Annotated in this window: 21 protein-coding genes; 10 read left to right on the top strand and 11 right to left on the bottom strand. The window is 64.5% G+C overall.

Going from position 1 to position 26,689, the window contains the following annotated elements; translation table 11 throughout:
- Positions 1-6: 6 nt before the first annotated feature.
- The 4 genes from V3328_RS18800 to V3328_RS18785 form a co-directional block, all read right to left on the bottom strand.
- Positions 7-1,077, bottom strand: a complete 1,071-nt coding sequence (locus tag V3328_RS18800; RefSeq protein WP_340331250.1) for a sulfate ABC transporter substrate-binding protein — start codon at positions 1,075-1,077, stop codon at positions 7-9.
- Positions 1,078-1,241: 164 nt separating this feature from the next.
- Positions 1,242-1,709: an RrF2 family transcriptional regulator gene (locus tag V3328_RS18795; protein WP_340331249.1), complete on the bottom strand. Its 468-nt coding sequence runs from the start codon at positions 1,707-1,709 to the stop codon at positions 1,242-1,244.
- A 103-nt stretch (positions 1,710-1,812) separates the two neighbouring features.
- On the bottom strand, positions 1,813-2,991 hold the full coding sequence (locus V3328_RS18790) for a CaiB/BaiF CoA transferase family protein (protein WP_340331248.1): 1,179 nt from the start codon (positions 2,989-2,991) through the stop codon (positions 1,813-1,815).
- Positions 2,992-3,064: 73 nt separating this feature from the next.
- Positions 3,065-4,141, bottom strand: coding sequence for an amidohydrolase family protein (locus tag V3328_RS18785; RefSeq protein WP_340331247.1), 1,077 nt, complete (start codon positions 4,139-4,141; stop codon positions 3,065-3,067).
- Positions 4,142-4,315: 174 nt separating this feature from the next.
- Between V3328_RS18785 and V3328_RS18780 the strand changes: the two genes are divergently transcribed.
- The 3 genes from V3328_RS18780 to V3328_RS18770 all read left to right on the top strand — a co-directional run bounded on the left by V3328_RS18780 (position 4,316) and on the right by V3328_RS18770 (position 8,484).
- On the top strand, positions 4,316-5,248 hold the full coding sequence (locus tag V3328_RS18780) for a LysR family transcriptional regulator (protein WP_340331246.1): 933 nt from the start codon (positions 4,316-4,318) through the stop codon (positions 5,246-5,248).
- A gap of 188 nt (positions 5,249-5,436) precedes the next feature.
- Complete coding sequence (locus V3328_RS18775) at positions 5,437-6,459, top strand: TRAP transporter substrate-binding protein (protein ID WP_340331245.1); 1,023 nt, start codon at positions 5,437-5,439, stop codon at positions 6,457-6,459.
- A gap of 90 nt (positions 6,460-6,549) precedes the next feature.
- The gene (locus V3328_RS18770) at positions 6,550-8,484 is read left to right on the top strand and encodes a TRAP transporter large permease (protein WP_340331244.1); all 1,935 of its coding nucleotides are present in this window, start codon (positions 6,550-6,552) and stop codon (positions 8,482-8,484) included.
- Between the two features lie 54 nt (positions 8,485-8,538).
- Here the strand turns inward: V3328_RS18770 and V3328_RS18765 are convergent, their stop codons facing one another.
- From V3328_RS18765 to V3328_RS18745, 5 genes are all read right to left on the bottom strand, one after another.
- Complete coding sequence (locus V3328_RS18765) at positions 8,539-10,038, bottom strand: sugar ABC transporter ATP-binding protein (RefSeq protein ID WP_340331243.1); 1,500 nt, start codon at positions 10,036-10,038, stop codon at positions 8,539-8,541.
- Positions 10,035-11,081: an SMP-30/gluconolactonase/LRE family protein gene (locus V3328_RS18760; protein ID WP_340331242.1), complete on the bottom strand. Its 1,047-nt coding sequence runs from the start codon at positions 11,079-11,081 to the stop codon at positions 10,035-10,037. Before V3328_RS18760 ends, V3328_RS18765 begins: the two co-directional genes overlap by 4 nt.
- 4 nt (positions 11,082-11,085) lie before the next feature.
- Positions 11,086-13,221 (bottom strand): ABC transporter permease, encoded by a 2,136-nt coding sequence (locus V3328_RS18755; protein WP_340331241.1) that lies wholly within the window; start codon positions 13,219-13,221, stop codon positions 11,086-11,088.
- Between the two features lie 98 nt (positions 13,222-13,319).
- Entirely contained in the window at positions 13,320-14,309 is a 990-nt protein-coding gene (locus tag V3328_RS18750; protein WP_340331240.1) for a sugar ABC transporter substrate-binding protein, read from the bottom strand.
- A 47-nt stretch (positions 14,310-14,356) separates the two neighbouring features.
- Entirely contained in the window at positions 14,357-15,328 is a 972-nt protein-coding gene (locus V3328_RS18745; protein ID WP_340331239.1) for an ABC transporter permease, read from the bottom strand.
- A 256-nt stretch (positions 15,329-15,584) separates the two neighbouring features.
- Between V3328_RS18745 and V3328_RS18740 the strand changes: the two genes are divergently transcribed.
- Together V3328_RS18740 and V3328_RS18735 are read left to right on the top strand one after the other, a co-directional pair.
- Positions 15,585-16,496 carry an SDR family NAD(P)-dependent oxidoreductase gene (locus tag V3328_RS18740; protein WP_340331238.1) on the top strand — a complete coding sequence of 304 codons (912 nt, stop codon included), beginning with the start codon at positions 15,585-15,587 and terminating at the stop codon, positions 16,494-16,496.
- 85 nt (positions 16,497-16,581) lie between these two features.
- The gene (locus V3328_RS18735; RefSeq protein WP_340331237.1) at positions 16,582-17,190 is read left to right on the top strand and encodes a TetR-type transcription factor C-terminal domain-containing protein; all 609 of its coding nucleotides are present in this window, start codon (positions 16,582-16,584) and stop codon (positions 17,188-17,190) included.
- A 15-nt stretch (positions 17,191-17,205) separates the two neighbouring features.
- Here the strand turns inward: V3328_RS18735 and V3328_RS18730 are convergent, their stop codons facing one another.
- Both V3328_RS18730 and V3328_RS18725 read right to left on the bottom strand, forming a co-directional pair.
- Positions 17,206-20,385, bottom strand: a complete 3,180-nt coding sequence (locus V3328_RS18730) for an efflux RND transporter permease subunit (RefSeq protein WP_340331236.1) — start codon at positions 20,383-20,385, stop codon at positions 17,206-17,208.
- Complete coding sequence (locus tag V3328_RS18725) at positions 20,382-21,548, bottom strand: efflux RND transporter periplasmic adaptor subunit (protein ID WP_340331235.1); 1,167 nt, start codon at positions 21,546-21,548, stop codon at positions 20,382-20,384. The genes V3328_RS18730 and V3328_RS18725 overlap by 4 nt, the downstream gene beginning before the upstream one ends.
- A gap of 313 nt (positions 21,549-21,861) precedes the next feature.
- Between V3328_RS18725 and V3328_RS18720 the strand changes: the two genes are divergently transcribed.
- From V3328_RS18720 to V3328_RS18700, 5 genes are read left to right on the top strand one after another with little or no spacing between them, the layout of a single operon-like run.
- Entirely contained in the window at positions 21,862-22,710 is an 849-nt protein-coding gene (locus V3328_RS18720; RefSeq protein WP_340331234.1) for an IclR family transcriptional regulator, read from the top strand.
- 44 nt (positions 22,711-22,754) lie between these two features.
- Entirely contained in the window at positions 22,755-23,840 is a 1,086-nt protein-coding gene (locus V3328_RS18715) for an ABC transporter substrate-binding protein (RefSeq protein WP_340331233.1), read from the top strand.
- A gap of 23 nt (positions 23,841-23,863) precedes the next feature.
- Complete coding sequence (locus V3328_RS18710) at positions 23,864-24,964, top strand: ABC transporter ATP-binding protein (protein ID WP_340331232.1); 1,101 nt, start codon at positions 23,864-23,866, stop codon at positions 24,962-24,964.
- Positions 24,961-25,812, top strand: a complete 852-nt coding sequence (locus V3328_RS18705) for an ABC transporter permease (RefSeq protein WP_340331231.1) — start codon at positions 24,961-24,963, stop codon at positions 25,810-25,812. Before V3328_RS18710 ends, V3328_RS18705 begins: the two co-directional genes overlap by 4 nt.
- Positions 25,812-26,654: an ABC transporter permease gene (locus V3328_RS18700; protein ID WP_340331230.1), complete on the top strand. Its 843-nt coding sequence runs from the start codon at positions 25,812-25,814 to the stop codon at positions 26,652-26,654. Before V3328_RS18705 ends, V3328_RS18700 begins: the two co-directional genes overlap by 1 nt.
- The last annotated feature ends 35 nt before the right edge of the window (positions 26,655-26,689 follow it).

Here is a 26,689-nt window from a genome sequence, read left to right as displayed (position 1 = left end):
CCGCGCTCAGTTGGACGGCCGATAGATCTGGTCGAAGACGCCGCCGTCGCCGAAGAAGCGCGGCTGCGCCTCCTGCCAGCCGCCGAAGTCGTCGACGGTGACGAGTTTCAGGTCGGGGAAGCGGTCGAGGTTGGCCTGGTTCTCCACGGAAGCCGGGTTGGCCGGCCTGTAGTAGTGGGCGGCGGCGAGCTGCTGGCCGACGGGCGAATAGAGGTAGTCGAGATAGGCCTCGGCAACGGCGCGCGTGCCCTTCCGATCGACGTTTGCGTCGATCAGCGCGACGGGCGGTTCGGCCCTGATGGAGATGGACGGGACGACGATCTCGAACTGGTCGGGACCGAGTTCGTCGAGCGCCAAGAACGCCTCGTTCTCCCAGGCGAGCAACACGTCGCCGATGCCGCGCTGGACGAAGGTGGTGGTCGAGCCGCGGGCGCCCGTGTCGAGCACCGGCACATGCTTGTAGAGGTCGGCGACGTAGTCCCGCGTGCTGGTCTCGTCGCCGCCGAATTCCTGCTCTGCCCAGGCCCATGCGGCAAGGAAGATCCAGCGCGCGCCGCCCGAGGTCTTCGGATTGGGGGTGATCACCGCGACGTCGTCGCGGACGAGGTCGCCCCAGTCGCTCACCGCCTTCGGGTTCCCCTTGCGGACGAGGAAGACGATGGTCGAGGTGTAGGGAGCCGAGTTGTTCGGCAGCCGCCCGCGCCAGTCTGCCGGCAGTTTCCCGGAGAGTTCGGCGATGGCGTCGATGTCCGCCTCGAGCGCCAGCGTCACCACGTCGGCGGGAAGGCCGTCGACCACGGCCCGGGCCTGCTTGCCCGATCCCCCGTGCGACATCTGGACGGTCACGTCCTCGCCTCTGGTCGCCTTCCAGTGCTCGGCGAAGGCTTCGTTGTAGGTCCTGTAGAACTCGCGGGTCGGATCGTAGCTGACGTTCAGGAGCGTCGTCTGGGCGAACGCGACGACCGAGAGGATGACGGTGAAGGCCGCGGTGAACCCCAGGATCGCGGCGGTGTTTCGGAGTTGGCGTGACATCAAGTCCAGCATGCGGTGCATGACCGATACCCCTTCGTGTTCCATCTAACTCCTTAATCTCGACTTATTAGATAGAGATTGTCAATTATGAAAATCCGGGACGCGGCGGATCGCTTTTGCCCCGGCGGCCGGGGACAGGAGAATGTGGTTCCAAGGGAGCAAAAGGTCGGAGGCAGCGCCGGAGGCGGACGGCTCAACCTGTCTCGGGGTCAGACGACCTCGGCGACCTCGTCCGAGGGCGTGGCGCGGTCAAGGTCCGGCGCCCGGGAGGCAATCGCGTCCTCCAGGGTCGTGCTGTCCAGCACCCTGCGGGTTTCCTCCGCGACCCTGGCGAAGACCTGCCGGATCTCGCAGTCGGCCTCCTCGCCGCAATCCGCGCAGCGCCGGTAGGCGATCTTCGACAGGCAGGGCAGCGGCGCGATCGGCCCGTCGATGATCCGCAGCACCTGGCCGAAGGTGACCTCACCGGGATCCTTCAGCAGCTGGTAGCCGCCGAACTTGCCGCGCCTGCTCAGCACGATGCCCTGATGCTTCAGGTCGAGCAGGATCTGTTCGAGGAATTTCTTCGGGATCGCCTGGCCCTCGGCGATGTCGGACGTCAGCAGCGGCTTGTCGCGCGGCGCCCGCGCCAACGCAATCAGCGCCCGCAGTGCATACTTTGCCTTCTGGGAAATCATGGCGACCCGAATCGCGACAGCTAAAACCCTATCGACTTGATCGGGTTATATACGTCCGCACCTCGTCCATGTGAAGTTCGGGGACGCTGCCCCGTCGGGTCCGCTATCTCGATTCGGCTGCCTTCAGCGACGCGACATCCGTGTCCGGCAAATAGTCCAGCGTATGGGCGCCGAGTGCCGGGGTCTCCATCTGATCGGTTCCGCCGGCCTGCTCCCATCGGAACGCAGGCCCCAGGGCCAACGGCGATCCGTCAATGCCGATCCCCGGCGTGTGCGGGTACACCGTTCGCAGATATTCGTTGAGATCGCGGACCCGCGCAGAGGGCACCCCGGCCGCATTGAGCGACGTTTCCAGCACATCGGCCTCTGCGGCCGCGAACGCGGCACTCAGGGCAGCACGAAGGTCGTCGGTCGCCACGTCGGCCAGAAAGGCTTCCGCTCGCAGTCCACCCGGGATGTATGGGGGCGCGGCGAGTTCCGGCCGGCCTAGCAACCGGCACAGCGTTTCGAACTGCCCCATGGTGTTGGCGGCAACAGAGATATGCCCGTCGGAGGTCGCGAAAGTCTCCGCGCCCGGGCTTCCGACGAAGCCGCGGTTGCCGATCCGTTTCGGTGCAGTGCCGGAGGCTAGCGTGGTCGCGACTGTGCCGGACATCAGCGACAGGGCCGAATCGACCATCGACACGTCGAGGGTGGCCGGTTCGGCGTCGCCGCGCAGGCGCCGTATCAGGGCCGCGAGGATCGCCTCGGCGGCGCTCATGCCGGTCGCAATGTCTATGACCGGGAACCCCACCTTGACGGGCGGGCTGCCCTCGCCGCTGCCCTGCAGCGCCATCATTCCGGTCGCAGCCTGTATCACGTGATCATAGGCACCGCGGGCACTGTTGGGGCCGCTCTGGCCCCAGCCGGAGATCGAGCAGTAGACGATGTCGGGCCGCACCGCGCGCAGGTCCTCCGGTGCAAGGCCGAGTCGCCTGGCCACACCCGGCCGGAAGTTCTCGACAAAGACGTCCGCACTGCCGGCAAGCCGCAGCACCGCGTCGCGGCCCCGTGGCGTTGCGAGATCCACCACCACCGACTTCTTCCCGGCATTCAACGCCCTGAATGCCGGGGGAAGGCCATTCCATTCGGGCTGGACCTCGAGCGCGCGCATCGGATCGCCGCTGCCCGGCCGCTCGATCTTGATCACCTCGGCGCCAAGGCAGCGCAGATGATGCGTGGCGAAGGGCCCGGCGAGCACATGAGTGAGGTCGATAACCCGAAAGCCTTCGAGCGGTTGCATCGCATTCCCCTCAGTCGTTGATGCAATCGGTGGACACTGGTGCAACGGTCACTGGCGAGGTGGTCCCGTCCGTTCACTCGACATGCATGCGGTAGACGCGGCGCGTAGTCCCGGCCAGCAGCGCGTCGCGGGCGCCGGCGTCGTAGTCCATCGCCATCAGCTTGTAGGCGTTCCAGACTCCGTCGTAGCCGATGGCGACGCTGTCGACTGGAAAGTTGGTCTCGAACATGCACCGCTCCGCGCCGAAGCATCGAATGGCATGGTGGAAATAGGCGCCGCGCTCGTCGACGAAGTCCTGCGCGGACGGAGGGCGGTCGCGCCTGTGCGCATCATAGCCCGTCACGATCGAGGCGATGCCGCCGAGCTTCATGACGACGTTCGGCAGGTCGGCCATCTGCTCGACTCCCCTCGCCCACTCCACGAAGACCGGGTCCCGGCTCGCCGGACCGGGCGTGTAGCCGATCGGAGTCCCCAGATGGTTGACGATCATAGTGGTGCCCGGCGCCGATTTCGCCAGGGCGACGAACTGTTCCGCCTGGAAGTGGAACTGGAACGCGTCAAAGGTCATGCCGCGCTCCCCCAGGCGGGCGACACCGCGGCGGAACGCGGGTTCGGCGTAGAGGCCGGGCGGGGCCGCACCGGCGAGCAGCCGCGCGGAGGGGTCCTCGAGGCGGGCGCCGCTCTGGCGGATGCCGCGGAACAGGCCGCCGCCACGCGCCTCGTGGGCGTCGAGCACCGTGTCCAGATCGCGATCGCGCAGGTCGGCGAAACCGACGATGGCGCCGATCCGGGTCGGGCCCCCGGAAGCGGCCATCGCCTCGGCCAGGCCGGCCGCGTACTCGGTCTCGCCCACCGGCCTCAGACTGGCCGGGCCGTCGGTGTAGTAGCTCGATCCGCAGTCGATGTAGACGCACTCGGTGACCGTGTGGCCGCGCCCGGCGTCGCGGAGATACTCGTCGACCAGGTACCGGCTCGTGCGAAGCGGGTTTGCGGCATCCTGTGGGTCCGGGAAATCGCGTTCGTCCCACAGATGCAGGTGGGCGTCGACCACCTCCAGGTCGGGCGCGACGATGGCCTCCTGGCGGCGCTTCCACCAATCCGCTCGCGCGCCCATCGCGCGCACCCAGGTCCGCCGCTCCTGCGGAGTCATCCCGACTCCCTCCTGCCGGTGTTTCGTCTCCCGCCTCGGGACCCGGCAGCACATCTTCCAGGCGCCGCTCCACACCCCGTGGCGCGCCCAGCTTAGGATCGTCGGGAGTGTTATCGGTAGTTAAATTTCGTAAGGTCTATATTGTGGATTCCTTATATCAGCATGGATCCGGACATGGACCTGAGACAGATCCATTACTTCGTCGCCGCCTGCGAGGAGGGCTCACTGAGCGCGGCCGCCGTCAGGCTGAACTGCACCGCCTCCGGCGTCAGCCAGCAGATGACCGCGCTGGAAGCAAGACTCGGCGCGAGCCTGTTCAAGCGCACCCGGCGCGGCGTCACGCCGACGCCTGTCGGGCGGCGGTTCTACGACCGCTGCCTCGTCGTGCTGAAGGCTGTTTCCGAAGCCGAGATCGAACTCGAGGACTTCGCCGCCGGCCTGTCCGGCTCGGTATCGGCGGGGTTCGCCCCCGGTCTCGCCAAGTCGATCCTGCCGCAGGCGCTTGCCCGGTTCACGAGGGAGTTCCCGCGTGTAGACGTGGAAATCGCCAGCGGACCGGCAGACTCGCTGGTGTCCGGGACGGCAAGCGCGGCGCTGAATTTCTATGTAGGGCAGTACCGCGAGGCGCAGATCGGCCTGTCGGCCATCCCGATCGGCCAGTTTCCGGTGGCGCTGATCTCCGGCTCGCGCCGCGGCTTCGTTCCGATGAAGCCGATCCGGCTCGACAAGGTCGCGCCTCTGAAGCTGTCGGTTCCCTCCGCCACACACAGCCTGCGTCCGAAGATCGAGGCCGCCATCCGCAATGGCGAGATCGCGGTCGACAGAACGATATCCATTGCCAGCCTGTCTGCGGGTCTCGAATTCCTCAGCCAGACCGACTGGTCGTCCATTCTGCCCTACTGGATCGGGCTGAAGGAACTGTCCAACGAACGGTTGACCGTGAATCCGATCGCGGACTCGACGCTGCGCGTGGAGGTGGCGCTGATTCATCCGACCCGCCAGCCGCTGTCGCGGCCGGCCCAGGTGCTCTACGACTACTTCGAACAGGAGCTCCGCCGTTCGGAAGCGGAATGGGCCCGCGTCATGGACGACTGCGTTAAGTCCTGATTACGGATCGCTTTAGAAGAAATTAGTACTCCTCATTACTGCCCGACACTAGAGTCGGTGCGGGAAAGCGGGGCCCTCCACGGTTCCCGCTCAGCGCATGGCGCGCCACAAGAATGCAGCGCCTGCATAGAAGCGCTTTCAAAGCGGAGACCATCCGTAGCCGGATGTCTCAATCTGGGGAGGTTGAAATGAGATCCGAGAAATTGCTCGCTGCCGCGCTGGCGCTCGGCACGGTTGTCGCGCTTGCCGGCCCGGCGCCGACGATGGCGGCCGAGGAAATCGAACTGAAGATGCAGTTCGCCTCGCCGGACGGCACGCCGTGGAACGACATGGACCGCCGCTTCGCCGCGCAACTGGAGGACATTACCGGTGGGCGCGCCAAGGTGGTGTTCTTTCCCCCGAATTCGGTGACGCCGTTCAAGGACTGGCTGCAGGCGACCGGCTCGGGCCTGCTCGACATCGGCTTCGTTTGGCATCCGATCCTCCCGGGCAAGTTCCTGCCGATGGAACTGTTCGCGCTGCCCGGCCTCGCCAAGAACCAGACCATCGACAGCATCGTCTACTGGCGTCTGAGGGACGAGTATCCCGAACTGGGCGAGCTCTTCACCGAAGAGGACAACGTCGTCGAGCTTGCCACCTTCGTCGCCATGGGCTCCCATCTTCATACGCGCGAGCCGGTTCGCACACTGGATGACTTCAAGGGCAAGGTCTTCGCCGCGCAGGACTCCGCGGGCGTGAAGGTCCTGGAGACACTCGGCGCGAGCGCCAGCGTGATGGTCGGACCGGATGCCTATCTGGGCCTGCAGCGGGGGGCGATCGACGGCGTGCTCTCCGCCTGGGGCTGGGTCAACAACTTCAAGCTCAACGAGGTGACGGACTATCATACCATCCTCAACCTCAATCCCGGCTCCTACAGCACCGTCATGAACAAGGACGCCTATGACAAGCTGTCGGAGGCGGAGAAGAAGCACCTCGCCGACCTCCGTCCGGTCTACTTCTTCTACAACACCACGGATGGTGCTGCCGCAGCCATGTCGACCATCCCGCCCGAGAACATCTTCACGCTGTCCGACGAAGACCGCGAGCAGTTGATCGAAAGCATGCGGCCCCTCTGGAACGAGTGGGTCGAGAAAGCGGACGCTGCAGGCCTGCCCGGTCAGGAGATTCTCGACGAAGCGGTCCGTCTGGAGAACCTTTACGATCAGAACTAGCTGAATCGCATTCGTTCATGGCGCTGGCGGGAAACCGCCGGCGCTTCTCTCTGCAATGTCGGCGGACAGGAGGAGCGACGAGTGAGGCCGGTGACTGCAGCAGCGACCATGGGCGCAACACTTCCAGCGTTTCTCGATACGTCCGCGAAGGCCCTTCTCCGGGCGCTTTACTGGCCCTCCCGCGCCTGCGTGTTCGTCGGCGCCCTGGCACTCGTCGCGACGATGGGGATAACGGTCGCCGACGTGGTGCTCCGCAACATGTTCGCGATCGTCGTGCCGGGCGGCATGGAGCTGACAGGCCTGCTGACGATTATCGTCACGCTTTCGGCCCTCGCCACCGTCGAGGTCGAGGGCAACCACATTCGTGTCGACCTGGTCCTGCGGGCCCTTCCCGAGTTCATCCGCCAGCCGATGATCGCCGGTGGCCTGATGCTGGCGCTGGTCACGATGATCGTAACGGCAGTCCAGATCTTCGGGCAGGTCCTGTACCTCCGCCAGAACGCGATCGTCACCGGCCTGCTGGGACTGCCCGAGTGGCCTTTCGTCCTGGCCGCCACCTTCTTCGTTGCCCTGTTCGCCCTCGCGCTGTTTGCCAACCTTCTGGGCGCCCTCGGCGCGGTGGCCGCATCCCGCGATCTGCGGTCGGCCATGGTTGCGGGTATCTGGGCCGTCGTGGTCGCCGGAATACTTTACGTGTCGCTTTATCCCGACGCTCTCCCGTTCTCGATCTCCCGCGAGGCGCGCGGCATCGTATCGATCGGTCTCTGCTTCCTTTTCATATTCCTCGGCGTCCATGTTGCTGCGGCAATGGCGGTTACCGCGCTCGTCGGCATCAGCCTTCTGATCAGTCCGACCGCCAGCCTCACGAGCCTCGGCACCACCACGATCGACGTCGTCAGCGACCAGATCTGGAGCGTCGTGCCGCTGTTCATCTGGATGGGGCTGATCGTCGTGGCGACGGGCTTCGCGGCGGGGCTCTACCGAGCTGCCTACCAGTGGATCGGGCACCTGCCCGGCGGCCTCGCCTCGGCCAGCACGGTGGCCTGCGCGGGACTTTCGTCCATGGTCGGGGATACGCTGTCGGGCGTCTACAGCATGGGCTCGATCGCGTTGCCGCAGATGCGCACCTACGGCTACGACATGAAACTCGCCACCGCGTCCATTGCCTGCGCGGCCACGATCGGCGTGATGATCCCGCCGAGCATAGCCTTCATCGTCTACGGCATGATCACCGAGGTCTCGATCGGCAAGTTGTTCATGGCGGGCATCCTGCCCGGAATCCTCTTCACCGTGATCCTGATTTCTCTGATCACCATACGGGCCATGATCCATCCGGAGCTGGCGCCGCGCGGCGAGAGGAGCAGCTGGCACGACCGCTTGTCGGCCAGCATTGCCATCTGGCCCGTCGTGCTCCTGATGATGCTTGTGCTGGGCGGCATCTATTCCGGCGCCGTCACCCCCAACGAGGCCGCAGGCCTCGGCGCATTCGGCGCTCTGCTCGTCGCCACCGTCACAGGCCGCCTGAGATTCACGTCGTTCACGGAGTCGATCGGCCAGGCGCTGCGACTGTCGGCGGGCATCATCGTCATCTTCATGTTCGCCACCGCCTTCAGCCGATTCATCGCGATCAGCGGGTTGACCCAGCAGCTCGCCAACTTCGTGATCGGGCTCGACCTGGGGAAGTACGAACTGATCGGCGCGATCCTGCTTTTCTATGTGTTCATCGGCATGTTCATGAATGCCCTGCCGGCGCTCGTGCTGACGGTTCCCCTGTTCTTTCCGATCGCGATGAACGCAGGCTTCGATCCGATCTGGTTCGGCGTGATCGTGGTGATCATGGTGGAACTCGGCGTGGTCACGCCGCCAATCGGCGTCAACGTCTTCGCGATCGCGTCGATGGCCAAGGACGTCTCGATGTACGAGATCTTCCGCGGCGTCTTTCCGTTCTGGATCGCATTCGTCATCCTGATAGGACTGATCGTCCTGTTCCCGCAGATAAGCCTGTTTCTGCCATCCCTGATGTAGCTGACAGCAACACGGCGCAGCCTGCTCCCTGCAACCCGTCCCCGGCGCCGCGCGTCAATGGATGGCGGCGTGCAGGATCTTCTCCGAGGTCGCATCCTCCCGCGAGAACTCGGCGACGATGGTTCCGCCGCGGGCGACGAGGATCCGGTCGGATACATCGAGGATTTCCGGCAGATAGGAAGAGATGACGATCACTCCGGCACCACCGTCGGCGATGTCGCGGATCAGCTTGCGGATCTCTGCAATCGCACCGACGTCGACGCCGCGCGTCGGCTCGTCGAAGATGATCAGCCGGGGCTCCTGGACCAGCGATTTTGCGATGACCACCTTCTGCTGGTTGCCGCCAGACAGCCGCAGCACCTTCTGGTCCTCGCCGATCATGCGCACCGACAGCGTCTCGAACCACTGCTTCGCCAGCGCCTTCATGGTGTGAGTCTTGAGCAGCCAGTTGCGCCTGGGATGCTTGGCGATCCACCCGAGCGAGATGTTCTGGGTGGCGCTCATGGTCTCGAAGAAGCCGTCCATCTGCCGGTCCTCGGTGACATAGGCGATGCCGTCGCGCACCGCCTCCGAAGGGCGTTTGTAGCGGATCTCGCGACCCTCGAAACGGATGCGCCCGCCACCGAAGTTGCGGCGGAACTCCCCGAAGATCACCTTGGCGGTCTCGCTGCGCCCCGATCCGATGAGGCCCGCAATCCCCGTCACCTCTCCGGGATAGACGGAAAACGAGATGTTGTTGACGACGTTGCCGTATTTGAGGTTCTCGACCCTGAGGATCGGCTTGCGTGTGGGATGTGCCGGCCTGGGCTTGTCGATGAAGCGCTCACCTTCTGCACCCTTTTCGCCGATCATGTGACGGATAAGCGTCTCCCTGTCGAAGCTCGATGCGCGGTCCGTGATGATCTTGTGGCCGTTGCGCAGCACCGTGATCCTGTCTGCCTGGGTCAGCGCTTCCTCGAGAGCATGGGAAATGAAGATCATCGCCACGCCGCGACTGCGCAGCTCGTTGACGAGAAAGAAGAAGTGGTCCGTTTCTTCCGGGGTGAGTGCCGCCGTCGGCTCGTCGAGGATTATGATCCGGGATTGGTTGTAGACGGCCCGGGCGATCTCCACCATCTGGCGACGCGCGGTATTCAAGGCGCCTGCCCGGGTATCGGGATTGATGTTGAAGTTCAGCGACCGCAAGAGCTGCCGCGCTTCGTTTCTCAGCGCCCGCACAGAGTTGAACGTCTTTTCCCGGCCCAGAACGAGATTCTGCGCAACCGTGAGCTGCGGCACGAGACTGGTTTCCTGGAACACCATCGAGATGCCCTTTTCGTACGCATCCCGGGGTGTCTTCATGGAGACCGCCGCCCCGTCGATTCGCAGTTCGCCCTCATAGTCCTTCAATACGCCGGCGACGATCTTGCACAGCGTAGACTTGCCGGCGCCGTTCTCGCCGACCAGCGCGTGGACCTCGCCGGACCTCAGATCGAAATCGACGCTGTCGATCGCCGCCACGCCGCCATACCGCTTGGTGACACCCTTGATCAGCAGAAGCGGAGCATCCGTCATGGGTGTTCCCCCTTCACGCGCAGCAACTCGCCGCTGCCTCTGCTGAGCGCGACGATACCGCCCCGCCACTCGACCGCCGTCGTTATGCCGTGGCGGGTGCCGTTGGCCCGGGAATGGAGGCTGGCTCCAGGCTGGAAGTCGGTGTCGAGGAGTACCACGAGGCCATAGGAGAGCGACGGCGCCCACGGCTTGGTTTCGCCGAACAGACGGGTGGCGCCAGACTGGACGGGGTAGCGATAGTCTGCCTGTGCGCTGAGGCGCGGGGCGACCCAGTATTCGGGCTCGATCTCCGCCATCATGCGCGCGGCGAACGCCTCCTCGGTGCGGATGAAGTCGATCAGCGGATCACGCCGCGACAGGCAGGCGAGTAGGTAGCCCCCGCTCTGGCGCCTGTGAATGCGCCCCGGATTTCCCGGCAGTTCGTTGAAGCCTGCTTCCGGACCGGTCGTTCTCAGTCCGGAGGCCCAGCATTCGGAGATCACCAGCGATCCGGCGGAGGTCTCCACCATTCCATGCGGGCAGCGCAGCTGCGAGGCGACAGTCGTTGTCGTGCCGTTCTCGCTGATCCGGAGAATCCGGCCGCCGCCGCTGTCCGCGAAGAGCTCCCGCGTATAGGGATAGGCGCCGCCGTCGCGGCCCGCGTCGGCGGCGAGGAGGTCGCCATTCGAGGCGAACACGAGCGCGGTCGTCCCGGTCGGCCGCGTGTCCGTTTCATAGAGTCCGTCGTGGACGGCAAAATCCGCATCCAGGACTTTCACCCCCTCCCCTTCGATCCCGACGGCGGCCAGCCCGTCGTCGCGGCAGGCGAGCGCCGTGACGGCCCCGCCGAACTCCGCGACCCGGACAGGGCCGCCGTCCCCCCAATCGTTCATCCTCAGCAGGCTGGCGCCACTGGACACAAGCAACGAGCCGTCTGCAGCGATGCACATGTCGTGCGGCTCCGCGACCGGGATCGCCTCCGCCTCCTCCAGGGCGTCATTCGGACGAAGCGGTCCGTCGAGAAGCGGAAACGAAGGCTGCGCTTCGGCACGGCGTCCGAACATGTCCTCACCTCGGCCAGTAGCTGTCGTTGGAGGTCCAGCGGCTATCGGCGCCCGGCAGCTTCAGGCGCCCGATCTTGTCGTTCGACACGCCGGCCAGAAAAAGCTCGCCACGGTGCTCGCGCATGGACGTGATCATGTAGAGAGGCCCGTCAGGCGCATCCCAGTAGGAATCCTCGATCCTGCCATCGGCGGAGCATTTCAGGACACCGCCGATGTTGAGATTGGCGAAAAGCCAGTTGGTCGGCGGCACACGCTTGGCCATGCGATGGCGCAGGCCTGGCTCCCGCATGGCAAGGTCGAGCGCCGGCGAACGCATGCCGGCAAGGGCGATCCAGTATCCCCCGTCGGACGCTCGGTTGATGTTGTCGGGATAGCCGGGCAACCCGGTGATGAACTCGCGCGGTCCTTCATCGAGCCGGTCCAGGTCGAAGCTCATCACGGAGCATTGCGCCGTGCTGACGACGAGGAGCCGTCGACCGTCGTGGCTGACGCAGACGCCGTTCGGGAAATGCAGGTGGTCGCAGACCGTCGTCGTCGCGCCGGTTCGCGGATCGTGACAAAGCAGCCGTCCGTTCGGCCGGCCCTCGAGTAGGTCGACCGCCCAGGTCTCCATCTCGTAGCGCTTGGTCGCATCGCTGAAGAAGATCCGCCCGTCTGGTGCGATGTCGAGGTCGTCGGCCATCCTGATCGCCCGGTCGTCCTCCAGCGACGTCCAGCTCCGCCGCGTCTGACTGGCCAGGCGTTCCACCCGGTTGGGGCCGGGAATCCGGTAAAGCCCCATTCCCGCGATGCAGACGACCAGCCGGTCCTCCGCGTCAAAGGCCATGCCGAGCGGCCGGCCGCCGGTCTTGGCGAAGGTCTCGATCCGTGTGTAGTCCGGCGCAAGCAGCCGCATGATCCTGCCGTCGCGCGTGCCGCAGTACAGGTTGTCGTCCCGGTCGAGAATGACGTCTTCCGGACCGTCGATCCGGCCGCCCGCCAGGATCGTCGCATCGGCCAGCTTGTTGGCACCACGGCCGGGGGCGAGGTCCGCGAGATCCATCGCCGGCGCCAGGGTCAGTCTGGCCGGATCGAGATAGGCTCGGGCGAGCAGGCGATGGCGCTCCTTGCGGTACTTCGTGTCCAGCGCCAGCACCGCCACGAGGATCAGGCCCATCGCGGCCTGGACGAAGTCGCCGCGGAAGCCGGCATTGCGAAGCGAGTTGCTCAACAGGTAGATCGTCGCGAAACCGATCAGGGCGTTGAAGACGCTGCCCCGGCCCGGCACGAAGCCGCCGAGGCCGACGACCAGCCCCGTCAGGACGAAGAACTCGAGCCCGAGACCGGTATCCGAGCCGGCACTGTTCTCGCGAGCCGCATAGAGAAAGCCTGCGAGCCCGACGAGCGCGCCGGCGAGCACGTAGGTCAGCAGGATGACGCGTTTGATCGGGACGCCGGCGTGGCGCGCCGCCTTCCTGTTGCCTCCCACGGCCAGGATATGCCAGCCGAACCGGGAATGGCGGAACATCAGGTGGAGGACGATCGCAACGACCGCGAGGATCCAGAAGCTGACGGGCACGCCGAAGAGATCGTCGAACCCGAAGAAATCCCAGATCGCATCGCCTCGGAACGACGTCGATATTTCGACCAGGGAGGCCTGCGAACCGATCACGAACAGGGCCCGGAATGTGATCATCGTCCCCAGCGTCGCCAACAGGGCCCCGCATCCCAGGACGCCCGTCAGGAAACCGTTCAGGAGACCGACCGCGGCACCGCATAGCACCGACAGCGGCAGGACCAGCCATGTCGGCAACTCGACGATGTGGAACAGATAGAGAGAGGCGAGGACGCAGACTGCGTAGTTCGAGCCGACCGACAGGTCGATGCCCCCGATTGCCACCACCAGCAGCATCGCCAGAAGGACTATCGCGACGTCCGAGGAGTAACGGGCAAGGGTACCGAGATTGGACGGCGAGAAGTAGCCGTCGGTGGTCAGGAGCAAGATCGCCAGCAATCCGAAGAATGCGACGAACGGCACGGCTCCTTCGATCCAGTTCCGATTCAGCAGATCGGAGACGATGCGGCGAAACGAAACGACCGCCAGCGGGGTGCTGACACGCGGTCTGGCGGAGATCGACTGGGGTGCGTCGGCCGAACTCATGTAGGACTATCCGTGCATCAAGGTGACGGCGGGAGGCTCGAATGCCTCCCGCCGGAGGATTGCCGCGTCGGTCGCGCGGCCCGGCAGGCGCCAGTTACTCAGCTGGGCATGTCCCAGCACATGCTCGGCGAGTAGTTTTCCTTGGTGATGACGATGAGGGGCGAGTCCACCCGAAGCATTTCGCCGTCCTTCGGCTCGGCGCCCTGCAGGATCACCCGCATCATCGTCGCGGCGTCGCGCCCCTGACCGTCGGCGTTGTAGCTCCAGTAGCGATCGATGACGTCCTGCTCGATGTTGTTGCAGATCAGCCGGTTGCCGCCGCCTGTCGCATAGACAAGCACGTCGTCCTGCTTGCCGGCATCCTTGACCGCGTTGCCGGCACCGATCGTGTGCACGCCCCAATGGCCGAATACGGCGCACAGGTCCGGGTGCTGCTGAAGCACGGTGGCGGTGATCTGCCTGGCCTTCTCGGGCTCCCAGTCGGATGCCTGGTTCGAGACAACCTCGATTTCGGGATGCTCCTTGAAGACGGCAAACGCGGCTTCGTTCATGATGACGCTGTCTGCAGCGGTCAGCTGCCCGGGAACGATGGCAACCTTGCCCGACTTGCCGCTGCCCTCGCCGCACTGCTTCACGATGTCTTCGGCCACTTCGCGACCTATGCGGTCCCAGTCGGCCCCGACGAAGGCGGTCGAGTTCTGCAGCGAGCTCAGGTTGAGCTGCATGACCTTGATGCCGCTGTCCTCGGCCTTCTTGATCTGCCGGGCGAGGAGCTGGACCGTCGGATTATGGGCGACGATCAGGTCGGGCTTCTCATTGATCGCTGCGGCGAACAGCTCCGACATTGCTTTCATGTCGAAGGCGGCGTCGCGGACTTCGTACTCGATGCCGAAAAGTTCAGCCTGCTCTGCCATGCGTCGCGACCAGCCCTCGGTGAGGGTGATGCCCATCGCGATCGGCACGAAAATGACCTTCTTTCCCTTCATCCGGTCATCGGCGGCATGCGCCGGGTTACCTGGTGCGAGCGCAACCAGCGCGGTGATCAGGGCTGCCCCCATAAGGGCGCCTGCTTTCTTCAGTCGGATCATTGGCACTTTCCTCCTTTGCGGTACGGTTCTTGTGGTTCCGGTGGTGATCAGAGATCTCCCTGAGTCTCCGTTTCGGGGTCTCGCGGATTCCGGTGATTGTCGATGACGATCGCGGTGATCAGCGTCATCCCCATGATCAGACCCTGAAGCTGGGTGGACAGGTTCATCAGCGTCATGCCGTTTCGAAGAACGGCTATGAGGAAGACTCCCGCGATGATCGACAGAATGCTGCCGCGTCCCCCGCGCAGGCTGACGCCGCCGAGCACCACCACCATGATGACTTCAAACAGCAGCGTTCCGTTCGTGACAGTCCGGAAGTCCACTGCCCCGCTCGAACTCGCGACGACGATACCGGCGATCAGCGCGGCTATGGCTGCGAACACGTAAGTCACCAGAGTGACGGCGCGAACGGGCAATCCGGTCAGCCGCGCCGCGCCAATGTTGTCTCCCATCGAGTAGATGGTCCGCCCGACGATTGTCCGCGACAGAATGAAACCCGTCACGGCCAGAATGCCCAGCGCTATCACCGCCGAGAGCGGAACGCCGAGAATGCGGCCCGAGGAAATCGCCACGATGAACGGATCGTCCTTCGGCAGGAGCACGAGGAACTCCCCTTGCAGGAGGCCCCACCGGATACCGCCGGTGATCAGCATTGCCGTGGCAAGCGTCGCCAGCAGCGACGGGATCTCGAAATAGGCGACAAGCCAGCCGTTCAGAATGCCCAGCACGACGGCCGTAGCCAGCGCGGCGACAAGAGCGGAACCGACACCGTGGCCGCCCGTCAGAAGGACGCCGAAGGCGGTGGACGCGGCAGTCATGACCGCGATCTGGGACAAGTCCAGACCGCGGGTCATGATGACCATCGCCATGCCGCAGCTCAGGATCATCAACGAGGCGGAATTCTGGGCCAGGTTGGAGAGGTTCGGCCACGTCGCAAAGCCGCTGACAAAGAACGCGAAGAGCGCCGCTGCAGCGATTGCCAGCATCAGGACGAGCGCTTCCATCGACCGGCCGATCATCGGCCGACGCTCCGGTAGCTGTCGTTACGGACCATCGTGAAGAGCCGCCCGCCGATTGGATCGCGCGACCTGCTAGGGCTGCTTTTTGACGTCATTTCAACAGGTTCGAAGAACCTCCCCCGGATTCGGAACAGACCTGCCCCATGGCGAATTTGAAAAAGTGTGTCACATTTTATACTGGAGAGTAAGTTTTTTTTCGCGTACGTAACTCCAGTGATCGCTGTGCCTGTAAACGGTCGTCGAGAGGAAGTCGCACATGTCTATTCGCTTTGACGGCAGGGTCGCGATCGTCACCGGGGCCGGCTCGGGCCTTGGCCGGTCGCACGCTCTGGCACTCGCCGAACGCGGCGCGAAGGTCGTGGTCAACGATCTGGGCAGCGCAATGGACGGGACGGGGATGTCCGAAGCCCCGGCACTGGCGGTCGTCGATGAGATTCGCGCTCAAGGCGGAGCCGCGATCGTCAACGAGGCCGACGTCACAAACGCCGATCAGGTCACTGAAATGGTGGAGGAGACCATCGGCGAATGGGGGCGTGTCGACATTCTCGTCAACAATGCCGGCATCCTGCGGGACAGGACATTCGCCAACATGGGTCTCGATGACTTCCGCAAGGTCGTCGACGTCCACCTGCTGGGAAGCGTGATCTGTACGAAGGCCGTGTGGCCGCTGATGCGCGAGCAGGGCTACGGCCGGGTCGTCATGACCTCGTCGTCCTCGGGTCTCTACGGGAATTTCGGCCAGGCTAATTACGCGGCGGCGAAGTCGGCGATGCTCGGCTTGTGCAACGCGCTCCATCTGGAAGGCGAAAAGTACGATATCCGGGTCAACGTCCTTTCGCCTGCCGCCGCCACCCGTATGGTCGAGGGTCTCGTCGAGGACGACGTGCTGGACCAGTTGGACCCCTCGGCCGTGTCGCCCGGCCTGTTGTACCTCGTCTCCGAAGACGCCCCTTCGCGAATCGTGCTGTGCGCCGGGGCGGGGAGTTTCGCCCGCTACGTAGCGTTCGAAACCCGTGGGATCTATCTTCCGCCCGATGAACGGACCCCGGAGGCGATCGCCGCACGCTTCGGCGAAATATCCGATCCGACCGACGGGCAGGTCCTCAACTCGGCGTTCGAGCAGACCCTGAAATTCGTCCATCACGCCGCGGGCGAGGCTCAAATCTAGATCTTATCGGCGAACCTCATGCTATGACGGGCACCCGATTCGGACGCCGACGCAAGGAACCGACGAGAATGCCTGGAGGAACCGGTTGAGCCGACGAGCCCAGCAGAACGTGTTCGATCGGCCGCGGGATCACCAGATCAAGCGCGACGCGGTGCTGCGCGTCGCCGCCGAGATGTTCAACAAGCGCGGCTACGCGGCAACGTCGCTGGAAGAGATCGCCGGCCGCTTCAACATCTCGAAGACAGCGCTGTACTACTACGTCGGCACAAAGCCGGTCGTGCTGCAGGAGTGCTACGAGCAGACCCTCGACTATTGTGAATCCGTCATGGCCGAGGTCACCGCCAGCAACGATTGCGGTCTCGCCAAGATTGAACGCTATGTGCGCGGGGTCATCGTCGACGTCCTCGATCATCCTTGCGCTATCGTTCACGAATTTGCATCTCTCCCGCCGGAATCGATGGATCGAATTCACGCCCGGGCGCGCCAGCTCGATACGGATCTGCTGAAACTGATAGAGGAAGGGATCGCGGACGGCTCGATTGTCGGTGTTCCTCCCAAGCTGACCGAGTTGCTGCTGATGGGCGCGATCAACTGGATCCAGCGGTGGTACAACTACGAGGGCGAGAACTCGCTGGACGAGATCGCCGACTGCTTCATCGCCATGTTCCTCGGCGGCCTGAAGCCACGGCCGTAGGAAACGACCCCTTGCTCAAGCTGCCGGGTCCGTTGCCTCTGCCGGGTCGACTTCCACACTCCGGCGTGCCGGGAACACCCACCTGAGCGCGACATAGAAGGCGGGCGTCAGGAACAGACCGAAAATCGTGACGCCGAGCATTCCCGAAAACACCGCCGTCCCCAGCGACCTGCGCATTTCGGCGCCTGGCCCCTCCGCAATCATCAGCGGCACGACGCCCAGGATGAATGCAAAGGCGGTCATCAGGATCGGCCGCAGCCGCAATCGGCAGGCTTCAACAACCGCATCGACTGGGCCAAGCCCGCGGTCCTGGCCCTGCCGGGCGAACTCGACGATCAGGATCGCATTCTTCGCCGCAAGTCCGACCAGGACGATCAGACCGATCTGCACGAGGATGTTGTTGTCGAGGCCGTTTAGGACGACCCCGACAAGGGCCGCCAGGATGCTCAGCGGAACGATCAGGACGATTGCGACAGGAAGCACCCAGCTCTCGTACTGAGCTGCCAGCGCGAGGAACACGAACAGCACCGAGAGCCCGAAAATGAAGATGGCGAGGTTTCCGACCTGGCGCTCCTGGAAGGCGAGTTCCGTCCACTCGAAAGCCGTCCCCGCCGGCAGCTGCGCGAGCGCGATCTCTTCCATGCTGTCCAGCGCCTGGTCGGACGAGGCCCCCGGCGCGGCGTTGCCCTGCACCGGCACCGAGACATACATGTTGTAGCGCTGCACCAGGGTCGGCCCGGTGGTTTCCCGCAGCGACACCAGCGTGCCCATCGGCACCAGCGCGCCCGTTGCGGAGCGCACCTTGAGCTCCAGGATATCGGAGGGCTCCAGCCGGAAGGTCTCGTCGGCCTGGGCGCGGACCTGGTAGACCCGGCCGAATGCGTTGAAGTCGTTGACGTAGGAGGTGCCAAGATTGATGGCCAGCGTCTCGAATATGCTCGGAATCGGCACGTTCAGGACGCGGGCCTTGTCCCGGTCGATGTCGAGGTAGATCTGGGGGCTCGAGGCCGAGTATGTCGAGTAGACGCCGGCGAGGCCCGGCGTCCGGTTCGCTGTGCCGATGATACCTTGGGCCGCCTCCAGGATACGATCCACGTCGGAGCCCTGCCGCTCCTGCAGTTGCATCCGGAAGCCCCCCGAATTCCCGATCCCCCGGATCGGGGGTGGGGGGACGGCTATGATGAAGGCTTCCTGTATTTCCTGCAGTTTGCCGTAGAGGTCGCCGATGATCCGGTCCGCGCCGAGCCCCGCCGGACCGCGCTCCTCGAAGGGGTCGAAGCCGGTGAAGATCACCGCCGAATTCGGAGCGTTGGTGAAGGTCGCCCCGGAAAAGCCGGCGAACGCCACGGCGTCCCTGATCCCGTCGATGCCCGAGATGATGTCGGAGGCCCTGCGCACCACCGCGTCGGTGCGCGACAGCGACGCCCCGTCGGGAAGCTGGATGACGACGATGGCGTAGCCCTGATCGAGCGTCGGGACGAACCCCCGGGGGACCGTCTGGACGGCGTAGTAGGTCCCGTAAAGCAGGCCCGAGAAGACGACCAGGGTGGCGATCAGCGCGATCCGCCGGCCAACAAGGAAGCGGATGACGGACGAGTAGCCGCTCGCCATCTTCTCGAAGCCCCGGTTGAACGCGCCCGCGGCGGCAGCCGCCCCACGCGTCAGCAGGAAGCGCGGCGGACGGGCGCCGTGCGGCTTGAACAGCAGCGCAGCAAGGGCCGGAGACAGGGTCAGTGAATTGAGTGCTGAGATAGCCGTGGCGACCGCGATCGTCACCGCAAACTGCAGGTAGAACTGGCCCGAGATGCCGGGAATGAATGCGGTGGGAACGAACACGCCGATCAGCACCAGCGATATCGCGATGACGGCGGTGCCGACCTCGTCCATCGTCCTGTGGGAGGCGGCGCGGGGCGACTGGCCGAGCGCTATGTTGCGCTCGACGTTCTCGACCACCACGATCGCATCGTCGACGACGATGCCGATGGCCAGCACGAGCCCGAACAGCGTCAGCATGTTGAGCGAAAGGCCGAACGCGTAAAGAAAAGCGAAGGTCCCGATCAGGGAGACAGGAATGGCGATGATGGGAACGACGGCGGTGCGCCACGACTGGAGGAAGACGATGACCACCAGCACGACGAGCAGCGCCGCCTCCAGGATGGTCTTGTAGACCTCGTTGATCGACTCGGCGATGAACTCGGTCGGATTGTAGACGATCTGGTAGTCGAGCCCCGGCGGGAAATCCTCCGAAAGGTCCCGCATCGTCGCGGTAATCTCATCGGCGGCCGCCAGAGCATTCGTGCCGGGCCTCTGGAATATGGCGAGCGCCACGGCCGGGCTGCCGTTCAGATAACTGTTGGTGACGTAGTCCCGCGCTCCAAGCTCAATTCTGGCGATGTCCTGCAGTTCGACCAGTCGACCGTCAGGTGTCGCCTTGACGATGACGTATCGGAACTGCCGGGCGTCCTCGAAGCGTCCCTGGGTGGTGACGGTGTATTGAAATGCGTTGGTTTCCGGCGCTGGCGGCGCCCCGATCGAGCCGCCGCTCACCTGCACGTTCTGTTCGCGCAAGGCCTCGACAACGTCGGCGGCGGTCATCCCGTAAGCTTCGAGCTTCTCCGGATCGAGCCAGACGCGCAGCGAATACTCCCGCTCGCCGAAGATGATCAGGTCCCCGACGCCATCCAGCCGCAACAGCACGTCGCGGACACGCGATCGCGCATAGTTCGACACGTAGAGCTGGTCGGAGGTATCGTCGGGCGACAGCATGTGCACGACCATCATCAGGTCGGGAGAGCTTTTCGTCGTCGTGATCCCCAGTCGCCGCACCTCCTCCGGCAACCGCGGCACCGCAATCGCCACGCGGTTCTGGACGAGAACCTGTGCCTGGTCGAGATCGGTGCCCAAGCGGAAGGTGATCGTCAGCGCCATCGCGCCGTCGCTGGTGGAGTAGGAGGACATGTAGAGCATGTCCTCGACACCGTTTATCTCCTGCTCGATCGGCGTCGCGACAGTGGCGGCAACCGTCTCGGCGTCCGCGCCGGGATAGGAGGCCCGCACCACCACTGTCGGAGGCGCGATCTCGGGGTACTGGGATACCGGAAGGCGCGTGTAGCTGATGGCGCCGACGATCACGAGGAACAGCGATACGACCGTCGCGAAGATCGGCCGGTCGATGAAGAAATGCGCGAACCTCACTGCCGTGTCCCGGCAGGCTCGTTGGTGGGCGGCAAAGTGATCAGTTCCGGCGCGACTTTGACACCCGGTCGCACACGCATGAGACCATTGACCACGACGGTCTCCTCTCCCGTCAGACCCGAGCGGATCACCCTGTATCCGTCTATGCGCGGACCAGGCCGTACAGGCACCGCCGAGGCCACGTCGTCGGCGTTCACAACATAGACAATGCGGCGGTTCTGGTCGGCCCCGATCGCCTCATCCGGCAGCATCACGCCCTGATAGGGCACCGAGGCCGGTACATTCACGTACCCGAACATGCCGGGCTGGAAGACGTAGTCCGGGTTGGCGAAGGTCGCCCGAACCCGCATCGTGCCTGTTTCGCGGTCCAGCCGGTTCTCGGCGAAATCGAGAGTTCCCTCGGCAGGCGGAATACGGTCGTCCGCGACCCGGACCTTCACCTTCAGATCGCCGGCCCCCTCGTTCAGGGTCGCACCGTTCTGGCGCGCGCGCATCGCGTAGTCGAGGTACTGTTTCTCGTCGAGCTCGAAGTAGAAGTGGATCGGGTCGAGCGACACGATCGTCGTCAGGACGGTCTGGTTGGCCTCGACCAGGTTGCCGACCGAAACCAGGCGACGATCGATGCGTCCCGCGAGGGGGGCCCGGATCTCCGTATACTCCAGGTCGAGCTCGGCGCGGGCAACGGCTGCGCGGGTTCCATCGGCCCGCGCCGTGGCGGCAAGGTACTCGCGACGCCGGTCATCGACGGTGGATACCGGAATGTTGCCATTGCCGACGAGCGACTGGGCGCGCTCGAACTGGATCTTGGTGAAGTCAACGAGCGCCTGCGCGGCCCCCTGCTCCGACTTCGCCTGATCCAAGGCGGTTTCGAACGGCCGCTGATCGATCGTGAAGAGGAGTTGGCCCTTCTCGACCATCGCGCCATCGGTGAAATGGACCTGATCGAGATACCCGCCGACGCGAGACCTTACGGATACTTGATCGACCGCTTCGAAGCGGCCGACGAATTCGTCATCCTCGATGATCTCCCGCACCACCGGCCTGGCGACAGTCACCTGCGGGTCGGCCGTCTGCGCCTCTGCAGCAAGTTTATCGAAGTGAAGAGCCAGAAAGACGAACGCTCCGGCCAAGATCAGGCGGCCGCGCCTAGACGAAAGAGACATCTACCGATCCCTCAATCCTGGGACGCCGCAAGGAGACGGCTACCCTATCGGAACGAAGCCGTTAATTGGATCGTCAGGGGCGCTCGGCAAGAGAACGCCAATCTCCAGATGTAATTAATTTCGCGAAGACCGGACCGGATCCTTCGTAGGACGATGCGTGAACGGCTTCGGCCCCGCTATCCGGCCGCACCTCGGCAATCTCACCCTCAAACAGATGGACGCCAGCCCGCGCGCAACGGCGCACGGAAGCGGTTGACTCCGCCGTGAATCCATTTGTACCATATCTAGCATAACGTTCCATATAGAGCAACATATGAGCTCCCTTGACAAGGCCCTCCTGATCCTCGGCTGTTACTCGGCGAACCGAGCGGTGCTCGGCGTGACGGAAGCTGCCGCCGAGGTGGGCCTTCCCAAGAGTTCGGTTTCGCGTCTGATGAAATCGATGGCGGAAGCCGGTCTTCTCGAACCATCGCAGAAGCGACGCGGCTATTCGCCCGGCCCGCTCGCGTTCCGTCTGGGCAATCTGTACCTGAAGGACGATCGGGTCCTGGACCTGATCGAGCGCGCTTCGGGACGGCTCGTCGACGAATTCGGCCTCACCAGCTACATCGGAGTTCTGGACGGAACCGAAGTGGTTCTCATCGGGGTCCGCCAGGGGTCGTATCCGGTCCGCCTCGTCCTCCCGAAGGGGATGCGGCTGCCTGCGCACGTCACGGCAGTCGGACTGGCTCTCCTCGCCCGCTTGCCGGACTCAGAGATTCTGCGCCGCTTCCCCGACACGGTGACCTACAGCGAGACCGGTCAGGTCAATTCGGCAGTCGAGATTCTCGCACTCGCCCGCAAGGCCCGCGCCGACGGCTACGCACGGATCGAGAGCATCACCTATCGCGGGTTCAACGCCTTCGCGGTCGCCGTGGCCAACGAGACCGACGGGCACCTGTTCTCGGTGTCGCTGTCCTGCCCCGAGGAACTCTACACGCCCGAACTGCAGGCGAGGATGCGGATGCGCATGCTCGCGGAAGCGCGCGAGATCGGTGTCACCGTAGGCGACCCGTACTGGCTGGCACGGCCGCGCGACGACGCATCGAAACCCCATTCACACAGCCACGAAGCCCCGACACGGAACCCGGGTGCGGACATGGCCAATACCACGTCGGCCTGACCCGGCCGGCAAACTTCCACAGGGATAGAGCGGAGGACGATCAAATGAGCAAATACGATCTCGAAATCACTCGCCGGCGGCTGCTTTCGCAGTCTGCGCGGCTCGGGGCCGGGGCGGTAGCGCTGTCTGCGTTCGGCGGAGGCGCCGCGCTGGCAGAAGCCAGCACGCTGAACGTGCTGTTTCCTGGCGGCACCTGGCTCGAGTTCTACGAGAAGACGTTCACGACGCCCTGGAGAGAGGCGCACGGCACCGAATTCGTCTGGAAGAACGGCCTCGGCTTCGAGCCGCTGGTCATTGCCCAGCGCCGCCGCCCGCAGTGGGACCTGATCCACCAGAACCAGAACACCTCGAGCCAGCTCGGCGCACTCGATGCGATCATCGAGTGGAAGGAAGAGGACCTGCCCAACCTCAAGAACATCCATCCGTCCTTCCGCTACCCGTACCTCGCCGGCAAGGTGCACACGCCCTACGGCCTGGCGGTCAACACAAGCAAGATCACGAAGCCCGTCACCAAGTGGGCCGATCTCTGGGATCCGGAATTCAAGGGCAAGGTCGGCTTCCCTGACTGGGACTGGATGGGTCAGGAAGTCTTCCACGCAATCAACCAGATCAACGGCGGCACCCCAGACAACGTCGATCCCGGCATCGACAAGATGAAGGCGCTCTACGCAGACGGGGGCGCCATCACCCTCGACAATGTCGAGCACACCAAGCAGATGCTGGTCGCCGAGGAGGTGTGGATCACGCCCTATTTCGGCGCACGCACCGATCAGGCGAAGGAAGCCGGCGCGCCGGTGGAATTCATCGTGCCCGAGGAGGGCGGACTGTCCTTCATCTTCAACACCTCGATCATTTCCGGTCGCCCGGACGACAGCCAGGAACTCGCGCTGGCATTCGTCGACACCACCCTGGACGCCGAGAAGCAGATCGAGTTCTCCCGGCTCACCGGCTATCCGCCCACCAACGTCGAGGCGATGAAGAACCTGCCGCCGGACCTCAAGAAGCTCGAGCTTACCGACGAACAGGTCGACGCACTCGGCAAGCTGCAGCGCGACTTCGACTACATGGCGATGTTCGCCTACCGCGATCAGATCAAGGATCGCTGGAACAAGGAAGTTCTCGGAAGCTGAACGAGACCAAGGGGTAGCAAACGATGACGGACGATTCAGTCCTTGAATTGCGGGGCGTCGAGAAGCTCTACGGCGAGACCCGTGTTCTAGGGCCCATCGACTTCACCGTCCAGAAGGGTGAGCTCCTCACCCTTCTGGGCCCCTCCGGCTGCGGCAAGACGACGACCCTGCACATCATCGCGGGTCTCGTCGAACCGACGGTCGGCACCGTCACGATGAGCGGCCGCGACGTCACCAATCTCGAGCCGCCACATCGCGACATGGGGCTCGTCTTCCAGAACTACGCCCTGTTTCCGCACAAGACCGTCTTCGACAATGTCGCTTTCGGACTCAGGATGCGCCGTGTCGGCCGCGAAGAGATCCGGGAGCGGGTCATGCGCGTGCTCGACGTCGTCGGCCTGCCCGGCGTCGAACAGCGCCAGCCGCACCAACTGAGCGGTGGGCAGCGCCAGCGCGTCGCGGTGGCCCGGGCCGTCGTGATCGAGCCACAGGTGCTGCTCCTCGACGAACCGCTCTCCAACCTCGACGCGCTTTTGCGCAAGCGCATGCGTCTCGAACTGCGCGACATCCAGCAGCGGCTCGGCATCACGACGGTCTTCGTCACCCATGACCAGGACGAAGCCTTCGAGATGTCCGACCGGGTGATCCTCATGAACAGGGGCCGCATCGAACAGCTCGGTTCGCCGGAAGACCTGTACGACCGTCCCGAGAGTCGTTTCGCGGCCGAGTTCATCGGCGAGACCAATCTGATCGACGGCAAGGTCACCAAGGCCAACGGCACCACGGTGAGCATAGCCGTTACGGGCGGCGCGGAATTCCAGGCGCCGCTCACGAACGGCGCCGGCGCGGTGGGCCAAGAAGTCTACCTGATGGTCCGCCCGGAGCGTGTCGAAATCGCGCGGGAGCGGCCCGCGGATGCGGCCGCGATCGGTGCGCGCGTCACCAAGCGAGTGTTTTCCGGCGACATGCTGGCGCTGACGCTGACGTCCGCCGACGGGCTAGAGATCGTCAGCCGCAAGCCGAGCGTGTCGCGCTATCGCGACCTGGAAGAAGGCAGCGACGTCTGGATGATGCTCGAGGAGTGCCGGATGTTGCCTCGCGACGACACGGCGGTCGCCCGATGAGCGGCGAACGCGCCTTCTCGCGGCTGCTGCTCGCGCCCATCACGCTCGTATACCTGCTGTTCCTGATCGCCCCGATCAGCTTCTTCCTGGCGATGAGCCTGTTCAGGTACGACGCGTTCGAACTCTACATTCCAACCCTGACCGGCGAGAACTTCGCCCGTCTGGTGACGGACGGCTACTACCGCGACATTATCCTGCGTACGCTCAAGATCGCATTCCTCACCGCCGCGTTCAGCCTGCTTCTCGGCTACCCCCTCGCCTATTTCCTTGCCCGCACCAAGACGATCTGGCGCGGCGTGCTGATGTTTCTGGTGATCGCGCCGCTGATGAGCGGCGTCATCGTGCGCACCTACGGCTGGATCATCCTGCTCGGCAGCGAAGGCGCATTGAACCGCGCGCTGCTCTGGACGGGCGTGATCGCCGAGCCGCTGAAGCTTCTCAACACCGAGGGCGCAGTCCTCGTCGCCCTCGTCCACATCCTGATGCCCTACATGGTGTTCCCACTGTTCTCGTCGCTGGCGAGCCAGGATCCCGATGTCGAACGCGCCGCCGGCACGCTCGGCGCCGGACGCATCCGCACCTTCTTCGAGGTGACGCTGCCGCTGAGCAAGGCGGGCATCGCCATGGGCTCCGCCCTGGTCTTCACGCTCGCCGCCGGCGCGGTCGTCACGCCTGCGCTGCTCGGCGGCAAGAACGTGCAGATGCTCGGCCAGCAGATCTACGACCTGGTGCTGTCGACGCTGAACTGGCCGCTCGCCTCGGCGATCGCCTTCGTGCTCGTGGCCTGCCAGTTCGTGATCATCGGGCTTTACTTCCGCACCGGCAAGGCCAAGGCGGGGGTCGTGTGATGACCAGCACGTCTCCGACGCTGACATCCGCTTCGCACCGGACGATCCACCGACGCCGCTATCTCTCGCGCCTGGCGCTGGGGCTGGCTGTCACAGCGATCTACGTGTTCCTGCTGTTCCCGATCGTCATCATCGTATTCTCCTCGTTCAACCCGACGCAGGCGAACACATTCCCGCCGGAAGGCTTCTCGCTGCGCTGGTACGGGGAATTCTTCGAGAGCCGCGGTTTCGTCAGCGCCTTCAAGTTCAGCGTGGTGCTCGGCCTGATCGCGTCCTTCCTGGCGACCCTGATCGGCTTCATGACGGCCTATGGCCTGGTCCGCTTCATGAAGCGCAGCCGCGAGATCGGCCAGTCGCTGGCGATGCTGCCGGTGATGATCCCGCACATCCTGATCAGCATATCGCTGCTGCTGCTGCTGACGCTCCTGCCGATCCCCGAGCTCGCCGGGCTGATCGTCGGCCACACCATCATCTGCCTGCCGTTCACGGTCGCCGGCATCATCGCAAGCCTCGAAGGCGTCGACCATCAGCTGGAGCTTGCCGCCTACACGCTGGGCGCCTCGCGCGTACGCGTCATGTGGGAGGTCACCATTCCGCTGACCGCGCCGGGCATCCTGTCGGCGCTGATCTTCGCCTTCATCATCTCCTTCGGCGACGTCTACATCGCGCTGTTCCTGTCCGGGCCGGGGATGACCACCCTGCCGATCGAGATCTTCTCCTACATGCAGTGGGAGAGCACCCCGGTGATCGCCGCGATCACCACCCTGCAGATCGTCCTGATCGTCGTTCTGGGCCTCGTCATCGAGCGCCTCGTGGGGCTGCGCCACGTGATGCGCGTCTGAGCGCCCCGCCGAAATTTCGTGTACCCGAGGAGAGA

It is taken from the genome of Microbaculum marinum (genome assembly GCF_037855135.1).
Lineage (GTDB): Bacteria > Pseudomonadota > Alphaproteobacteria > Rhizobiales > Tepidamorphaceae > Microbaculum > Microbaculum marinum.
Note: the sequence above shows the minus strand (reverse complement) of the source record. Positions and strands in the feature narration are given on the sequence as shown.